We start from the raw sequence: 7,244 nt of genomic DNA on the forward strand, positions 1-7,244 counted from the left end.
CCGGAGCCGATACGGCTCCCGCGGGAGCCGTATCGGCCGCGGGCTCAGCTCAGCCGGCGTTCCACCGTGTCGACGATCTCGGCGATGGCGTCCTCGATCGGCACGCCGTTCTTCTGCTCGCCGCTGCGGTAGCGGAACGACACCGCGCCGGCGGCGATGTCCTCGTCGCCCGCGAGCAGCATGTAGGGCACCTTCGACTTCTGCGCGTTGCGGATCTTCTTCTGCATCCGGTCGGCCGAGGCGTCCACCTCGACCCTGATGCCCTTCGCCTTGAGCCGCTCGGCGACGTCCAGCAGGTAGGGCGCGTGCGCGTCGGCGATCGGGATGCAGATCACCTGGACGGGGGCGAGCCAGGCGGGGAACGCCCCCGCGTAGTGCTCGGTCAGCACGCCGAAGAACCGCTCGATCGAGCCGAACAGCGCCCGGTGGATCATGACGGGCCGCTGGCGGGTGCCGTCCGAGGCCGAGTACTCCAGGTCGAAGCGCTCCGGCAGGTTGAAGTCCAGCTGGATGGTGGACATCTGCCAGGTCCTGCCGATCGCGTCCCGGGCCTGGACCGAGATCTTCGGCCCGTAGAACGCGGCGCCGCCGGGGTCGAGCACGAGCTCCAGCTTCTCCGACTCGGCGACCTCGCGCAGCGTCTCGGTGGCCTCGGCCCAGTCCTCGTCGGTGCCGACGAACTTGACCGGGTCCTTGGTGGAGAGCTCCAGGTAGAAGTCGTTGAGCCCGTAGTCGCGCAGCAGGTCGAGCACGAAGCGCAGCAGCGACTTGAGCTCGTCGCGCATCTGGTCGCGGGTGCAGTAGATGTGCGCGTCGTCCTGGGTCAGGCCGCGGACCCGGGTGAGCCCGTGCACGACGCCGGACTTCTCATACCGGTAGACCGTGCCGAACTCGAAGGTACGCAGCGGCAGCTCGCGGTAGGAGCGCCCGCGGGCCCGGAAGATCAGGTTGTGCATCGGGCAGTTCATCGGCTTGAGGTAGTACTTGGCGCCTTCGAGCTCCATGGGCGGGAACATCCCGTCCGCGTACCACTCCAGGTGCCCGGAGGTCTTGTACAGGTTGTCCTTGGTGATGTGCGGCGTGTTGACGAAGGAGTAGCCGGCCTCCTCGTGCTTGCGCCGCGAGTAGTCCTCCATCACCCGCCGGATGGTGCCGCCCTTCGGGTGGAACACCGGCAGCCCGGAGCCCAGCTCGTCGGGGAAGGAGAACAGGTCCAGCTCGGCCCCCAGCTTGCGGTGGTCGCGCTTCTCCGCCTCGGCCAGGAACTCCAGGTACTCTTCCTGCTTCTCCCGCGACTCCCACGCCGTCCCGTAGATCCGCTGCAGCTGCGGGTTCTTCTCACTCCCCCGCCAGTACGCCCCGCCGGAGCGCATCAGCTTGAACGCCGGAATGACCCGGGTGGTCGGCAGGTGCGGCCCCCGGCACAGGTCCTTCCAGCACAGCTCGCCGGTCTTCGGATCCAGGTTGTCGTAGATGGTCAGCTCCCCGCCGCCCACCTCGACGTTCGCGCCGTCCTCCGCGGACGCGCCGCCCTTGAGCCCGATCAGCTCCAGCTTGTACGGCTCCGCCGCCAGCTCCGCCCGGGCGTCATCGTCCGACACCGGCCGCCGCGCGAACCGCTGCCCCTGCTTGACGATCTCCCGCATCCGCTTCTCGACCCGCTTCAGGTCGTCCGGCGTGAACGGCTCCTTGACGTCGAAGTCGTAGTAGAACCCGTTCTCGACCGGCGGCCCGATGCCCAGCTTGGCCTCGGGGAACAGCTCCTGGACGGCCTGCGCCATCACGTGCGCGGCAGAGTGCCGCAGGATCGCCCGCCCGTCGGCGCTGTCGACCGTGACCGGCTTGACGTCGACCCCCTCGGCGACGACGGCCGCGAGGTCCTTCAACTCGCCCCCGGCGCGGGCCGCGATCACGGTCCGGCCGTCGGCTTCGAGCAGTTCGCCATACGTCGTCCCCGCCGCCACCGCACGCTCGGCTCCGGCGAGGGTGAGGTGTATCTCTGGGGCGGCAGACACGATGGCTCCTTCACGGCAAGAACAGATGTCGGGCCGACTCTACCGGGATCCGCGGACCTATTTCGCTCGCTTGTCGGGCGCGCCCAGGGCCAGCAGTTCGGCCAGTGTCCCGGCGAAGAAGTCGAGGTCGATCGGGCTGCCGGCGTACTGGTGGATGGTCCAGGAGTGCCATGGCGGCGGCACCGCGGGGCGGCCCATCGGGTGACCGGGGGCGGTTATCCAGAGCGGATAGGTCTCCAGCCCCTCGCAGTGGCCTTCGGCGGCGAAGTGGGCGTGGGTCCAGACGAGCGGGCGCAGGCCGCAGCGGCGGGCCACCTCGGCGCACCAGCGGCGGCCGAACGCGGCGACCCGGTCGGCGGGTAACGCGTCGCCGCGTTTGAACTCGACGGCGGCCAGGTCGCCGGGCGCGAGCCGTACCGTGTCCAGGAAGTGCCTGGCCTGGGTGAGGGGGTCGCCGTCGGGGCGGGCCACGTGGTAGGCGCCGCGGACCAGGCCGCTGCGGCCCATCGCGGCCCAGTTCTCGGTGAAGCGGGCGTCCACGACGCCGTCGCCCTCGGTCGCCCGCGCGAACGCGAACTCCATGTCGGTCTCGGCCTGCGCGGACCAGTCGATCGCGCCCTGCCAGTCCGAGACATCGATGCCCTGGATCACCGGTATGAGGGTAATGACCGCGCTAACGCGCCGCGAGCAGTTCGGTGAAGAGCTGCTCCCAGCGCGGCATCACCGCCTCGGGCGAGTACAGCCGGGCCGTCTCCAGCGCCGCCGCGCCGAGGCGTTCCCGCAGTTCGGCGTCGTCGATCAGGCGGGCGATGGCGCGGCCGAGTCCTTCGACGTCCTCAGGCGGCACGAGCAGGCCGTTGACGCCGTCCACGATCACGTCGCCTGGGCCGGTCGGGCAGTCGAACCCGGCGACGGCCAGGCCGTGCGCCATGGCTTCGAGCATGACCATGGGCAGGCCCTCGAACCGGGAGCTCAGCGCGAAGATGGAGGCGCCGGCGAGTTCCTCGTCGAGGTGGGGGGTGCGTCCGCGGAGCCGTACCTGGCGTGGCTGGGTGACCAGTTTCTTGAGTTCCTGGAGTTTCTGGCCTTCGCCGAAGATGTCCAGGCGCCAGTCGGGGCGGCCGGGAGCGATCTGCTCGAACGCGGGGATGAGCAGGTCGAAGCCCTTCTGGACGCGCAGCCGCCCGGCCGCGATCACCGTGGGCGTGGTCAGGGCGGAGCGCCTGCGGCCGGCGCCGGAGACCGCGTTGGGGATGTGCACGGTGCGCACGCCGGGCGCGAGCCGCTCGTAGTCGGCCTGGTCGGTGCGGGTGAGCACGGCCACGACCCGCAGTCTGGGATACCAGCGGGCGATCGACTTGCGGACGGCCTCGTGGTGGGTGCGCAGGTTCATGTGCTCCTGGCCGACCGTGACCAGGCCGGGCCGCGCGTGCCGCGCGGCCATCAGGTTGAGCGCGGGCCGGGTGGTGACCAGCACGCCGTCGTCCAGGCCCGCGATGTACGCGGTGACCGCGCGTTCCACCTGCGGGGTGAAGTAGCGGGCGGCGAACTCGCCGAACGGCACGGCCTTGCCGCGCAGCCGGCGCATCACCCGGTCCTTGAAGGTGACCTCGCCGCGCCCGGCCCGTTCGTCGACCAGGGCGCTGACGGCGACCTGGGGGTCGATCCGGAACTGGGGATCGTCGCGGCGGCGGACGACGCTGACCAGCTCGACGTCGTGGCCGAGCGCGGCCATGGCGTTGGCCTGCCCGACCACCGTCCTGATCGTCCCGCCCATCCCGTACGCGTGCAGAAGGAGGTAACGGATCTTCACGAGCTCAGGTACCCCCAGCGCTCGCACATCGGGCGGAGCAGGTCGGGAACGTCGTCGTCGGCGGGCAGGTCGCGCCCCGGCTGGACCGCGCCGGAGCGGATCTTGTCCTTCCAGTCGCCGAGACCCTTGGTCAGCACGGTCTGCTCGCCGTATTTGAGCATTCCCGGCTCGTACGGAATCGCGAGGTACTCGCAGATCTTCCGGACTTCGGTCTCGGGGGCGGCGGTGAGGTCCTCGTAGCGGACGGTGAGGCCGGTCAGGCCCTTGCGGGCGCGCTGGACGGCCTTCATGTACCGCAGCGCGTCGGCGGCAGCCTCGTCCGCGGTGCGTTTGACCGGATCGGCCTCGTGCCAGGAGCGGGCGATCGACACCGGATGCCGGAGCAGGAAGACGAACCGGGCGTCCGGCCAGCAGGTCGAGATGCGCTCCCAGGCGAACGCGTTCGCGGGGGTCTTGTCCACGATGTGGCTCTTGCCGCTCCGGAGCAGTTCGCGGTGGAGTACCCGGTCCCACAGCAGGTGTTCGAGATCGGCCTGGTTGTGGCCGAGCGCGTGCATGGCGCGTTCCGCGAGCGATGTGCCGAAGTCGACCTTGAGGCGGCGGACGTGCAGCTCGTGCGGCGCGTGCAGCAGGGGGTGCGCGTTCAGCAGGGCGCGGAGCAGGGTGGACCCGGACCGGACCGGCGACATCACGAACACGGGCGCGCGGAGCAGCCGGTCGGTCCTGGCGTCGGCGGGCGGGCGGACCTCGGCAGGCTCGGGAGCCTGGGCGGGTCCGGCCTCGCCGCCGATTTTGGCGAGATGGAACCCGGTGAACTCCCCCAGCGCGGAGTTCACCTTCTGTTTCCAGTTCATGCAGGGGGACCTTAGGTGGCGTTCCTGAGAATTCTCTGGGTGCATGCCCTCAAATACGCGCCTTTATCCTGTGATCATGGCGCGTAGTTCGGCGATCGCGTGCGTTTCGGATTCGTAGATTTCGACGAGCCGTTCACTCAGTTCGGCGAAGCGGTCCAGGTCCACGACCGCCCGGTCGGCTTCGGCCCGGAGCTCCCACAGTTCCCGGGTGGCCTCCGCCGGGACGGCTCCCTCGGCGGCGAAGGACTCGCTGATCTCCGCCGTCAGCTCGCGCAGCCGCCCGTACTCCGCGTCCGGGAGCGCCACCTCGGCGAACTCGTGCCAGAGCACGTGGATTCGCCGGAACTCGGCCGCCAGCTCGTCCAGCGGCAGCCCCAGCAGCGGCGCCGCCTCGTCCAGGCCGTCGGCGAACAGGTCGCGCAGGTTGCCGCCCTCGTGGCCGACCGGCTCGATCTCCTCCCAGGCCGACAGCATCGCCCCGGCCAGCCCGCGCCCGTCCGCGAAGACCTTCGGCCACCCCTTGGCGGACTTGCCGTCCAGGATGGTACGGCTCCACTTGCGCCACGCGGGCAGCGAGAACGAGTCCGACGGCAGCGACAGATGCTCGGCGCAGTCGCGGAGCCCGGCCCGTACCGCTTCGATCGGCGCGAGCTCCCCCGGATGCGGCACGACCAGCATGTTCTTGTACGAGCCGACCCTCGCCCTGGCCGCGTCCACCTTCTCCTGGGGCACCCGCAGCGGGGCGAGGTTGCGGTCGTCCAGGTACACGCCGGTGTCGTCGCGGCGGTAGGCGACCACCGGGTGGCCGCCGTATCCGTCCAGGTGGGCGGGGGCGTGCCAGTAGCCGATGTGGTAGCGGTCCGGCATGATCACAGACGGGCGGCCCGCGTCGAGTTCGGCCGCCAGCCGCTGTGAGGCGGCCCTGGCGCCGCCGGTGGTGTGCACGTCGAACTTCACGCCCAGCCGGGTGAGCGTCTTCTCCAGCCAGCGCTGCGGGTACTGCCACTGGTTGCGGAAGCCGAGCACCAGCGCGCGGCTGTCGTTGTGCTTGAACTCCCACAGGATGTAGCCCGCGCCGATCCCGCCGCCGGCCAGGAACACCAGCGGCTCGCTGACCTCGGCCCCGCCGTTGCGCAGGATGTTGGTGATCGCGGCGCTGCCGGGGTGGCGTCCCCCGTGCAGGCGCCAGCCGCCATCGACGGCCGGGCCGTCGGCCTGGCCGATCAGGTGCCGTCGCGCCGTCGTGTAGCTCTCGCCGGTCTTGGCCATCCGGGCCCGGATCCGGGTCTTCAGCTGCTTCTTGCCGGTCATGCGTGACTCCGCTCGCGGCGCGCGCCGGAACCCGGCCCACGCCCGCTGATCCGGCTTGCCGCAAGGTCGGATGTCCTGGTTGACCCGCTTCTCCCGAGGCGCTCGAGGTCCCCTTTGCCTCCGCGTCCGGCGAGCCGCGTGGGTGCCCGCTGAGGAGGTTCGGCGCGAGAGCGCGCCGAGCCTCAGTGTAGGGGGCACCCAACCCCCGTGCCTACTGTCCCAGCAGGTCGATGGCGATCAGATAGGCCAGCCCGCCTATCATGACCAGGATCATCAAGACCCCCATGAGCCGAACCACAACGCCCCCTTGACTTGACCGGATATATACCTGTATACCCGACAAACCGGACAAAAGGCGCATAGTACTGTAAAGTTCTGTGGTCAGTTTTTGGGGATCTGTACCGCTATCTCCTCGCCCAGGTGGAATCCGGTGGCCAGTCCGAGGTCGTCGCCGCTCCAGAATCGTCCGGGGTCGTACCAGTTCGGTTTGCGGCGATCCGACAGCAGGCCCATCTCCTCGTACGTGACCGCGACCACTTCCGCGCAGTAGGCGCTCTCCAGCGCCATCTCGCGGGATCGTCGGGACGGCAGCCGTCCCCGGAGCCACCGGCCCGCCAGCCTGGCCGTCGACGGGAACGGCGTCCCGTCCAGCCTGGCCACGATCCGCAGTACCGCGTCCTCCATCTCCCGCGTCACCGCCGGCTCAAGCTGCCGCAGCCACCCCCGCTGCCCGTATCTGTTCCCCCACACGACCACGGCCTCCCGCAGGTCGTGCAACTGCACTCCTCGCTGCCGCGTCCCCGCCCACATGTCCGGCAGCGACCGCCCCAGCTCCGCGTGCCACATCAACGGCGGCAGATCCTCGATCACCACCGACATGCCCACGTGATTCACCGGACTGTTGGTCGTCATCTGAATAGCCCGATCGGGCACAGACCGCCCCCGGAACACCCAGACGTCCCCAGTCCTGGTCAGATTCAGCGCTTCATCCAAACTGATCCCACTCACACCGCTACCCTAAGCACATGCGCTGGTGGAAAATCCTCGGTTTGGCCGCCTTCGCGGGCGTAGCGGCAACCGGAGTCGTGGTAGCCCGCTCCGAACGCCGCCGCCGCGCCTACACCCCCGACGAAATCCGCACCAAACTCCGCGAACGCCACGCCACCGCGTCCTCACCACAGAACCCGCCGGACGCCTAACGGCCCGGAAGTTGGGCGGGGCTGAAGCCAGGGCTTGGTCCGGGGGTTCTCC

General features: G+C 69.9%; 7 protein-coding genes. 1 reads left to right on the forward strand and 6 read right to left on the reverse strand.

Going from position 1 to position 7,244, the window contains the following annotated elements; translation table 11 throughout:
• Positions 1–44: 44 nt before the first annotated feature.
• From thrS to Acor_RS26370, 6 genes are all read right to left on the reverse strand, one after another.
• Complete coding sequence (thrS, locus tag Acor_RS26345; protein WP_155339425.1) at positions 45–2,015, reverse strand: threonine--tRNA ligase; 1,971 nt, start codon at positions 2,013–2,015, stop codon at positions 45–47.
• 57 nt (positions 2,016–2,072) lie between these two features.
• Entirely contained in the window at positions 2,073–2,666 is a 594-nt protein-coding gene (locus Acor_RS26350) for a glycoside hydrolase family 25 protein (RefSeq protein ID WP_170317088.1), read from the reverse strand.
• A gap of 22 nt (positions 2,667–2,688) precedes the next feature.
• On the reverse strand, positions 2,689–3,828 hold the full coding sequence (locus tag Acor_RS26355; RefSeq protein WP_155339427.1) for a glycosyltransferase family 4 protein: 1,140 nt from the start codon (positions 3,826–3,828) through the stop codon (positions 2,689–2,691).
• Positions 3,825–4,682 (reverse strand): sulfotransferase family protein, encoded by an 858-nt coding sequence (locus Acor_RS26360; protein WP_155339428.1) that lies wholly within the window; start codon positions 4,680–4,682, stop codon positions 3,825–3,827. The genes Acor_RS26355 and Acor_RS26360 overlap by 4 nt, the downstream gene beginning before the upstream one ends.
• A gap of 63 nt (positions 4,683–4,745) precedes the next feature.
• Positions 4,746–5,993 carry a BtrH N-terminal domain-containing protein gene (locus Acor_RS26365; protein WP_218034489.1) on the reverse strand — a complete coding sequence of 416 codons (1,248 nt, stop codon included), beginning with the start codon at positions 5,991–5,993 and terminating at the stop codon, positions 4,746–4,748.
• A gap of 381 nt (positions 5,994–6,374) precedes the next feature.
• Positions 6,375–6,992, reverse strand: a complete 618-nt coding sequence (locus tag Acor_RS26370) for a hypothetical protein (RefSeq protein WP_218034495.1) — start codon at positions 6,990–6,992, stop codon at positions 6,375–6,377.
• A 26-nt stretch (positions 6,993–7,018) separates the two neighbouring features.
• Between Acor_RS26370 and Acor_RS42360 the strand changes: the two genes are divergently transcribed.
• Positions 7,019–7,192, forward strand: a complete 174-nt coding sequence (locus Acor_RS42360; RefSeq protein ID WP_170317089.1) for a hypothetical protein — start codon at positions 7,019–7,021, stop codon at positions 7,190–7,192.
• Positions 7,193–7,244 lie beyond the last annotated feature (52 nt).

Source organism: Acrocarpospora corrugata, from assembly GCF_009687845.1.
GTDB lineage: Bacteria > Actinomycetota > Actinomycetes > Streptosporangiales > Streptosporangiaceae > Acrocarpospora > Acrocarpospora corrugata.

What these genes read in the sequence shown, in the direction of transcription:
- Acor_RS26360 (WP_155339428.1), bottom strand. Translation starts at nt 4,682, where the DNA reads ATGAACTGGAAACAGAAGGTGAACTCCGCGCTGGGGGAGTTCACCGGG.
- Acor_RS26365 (WP_218034489.1), bottom strand. Translation starts at nt 5,993, where the DNA reads ATGACCGGCAAGAAGCAGCTGAAGACCCGGATCCGGGCCCGGATGGCC.
- Acor_RS42360 (WP_170317089.1), top strand. Translation starts at nt 7,019, where the DNA reads ATGCGCTGGTGGAAAATCCTCGGTTTGGCCGCCTTCGCGGGCGTAGCG.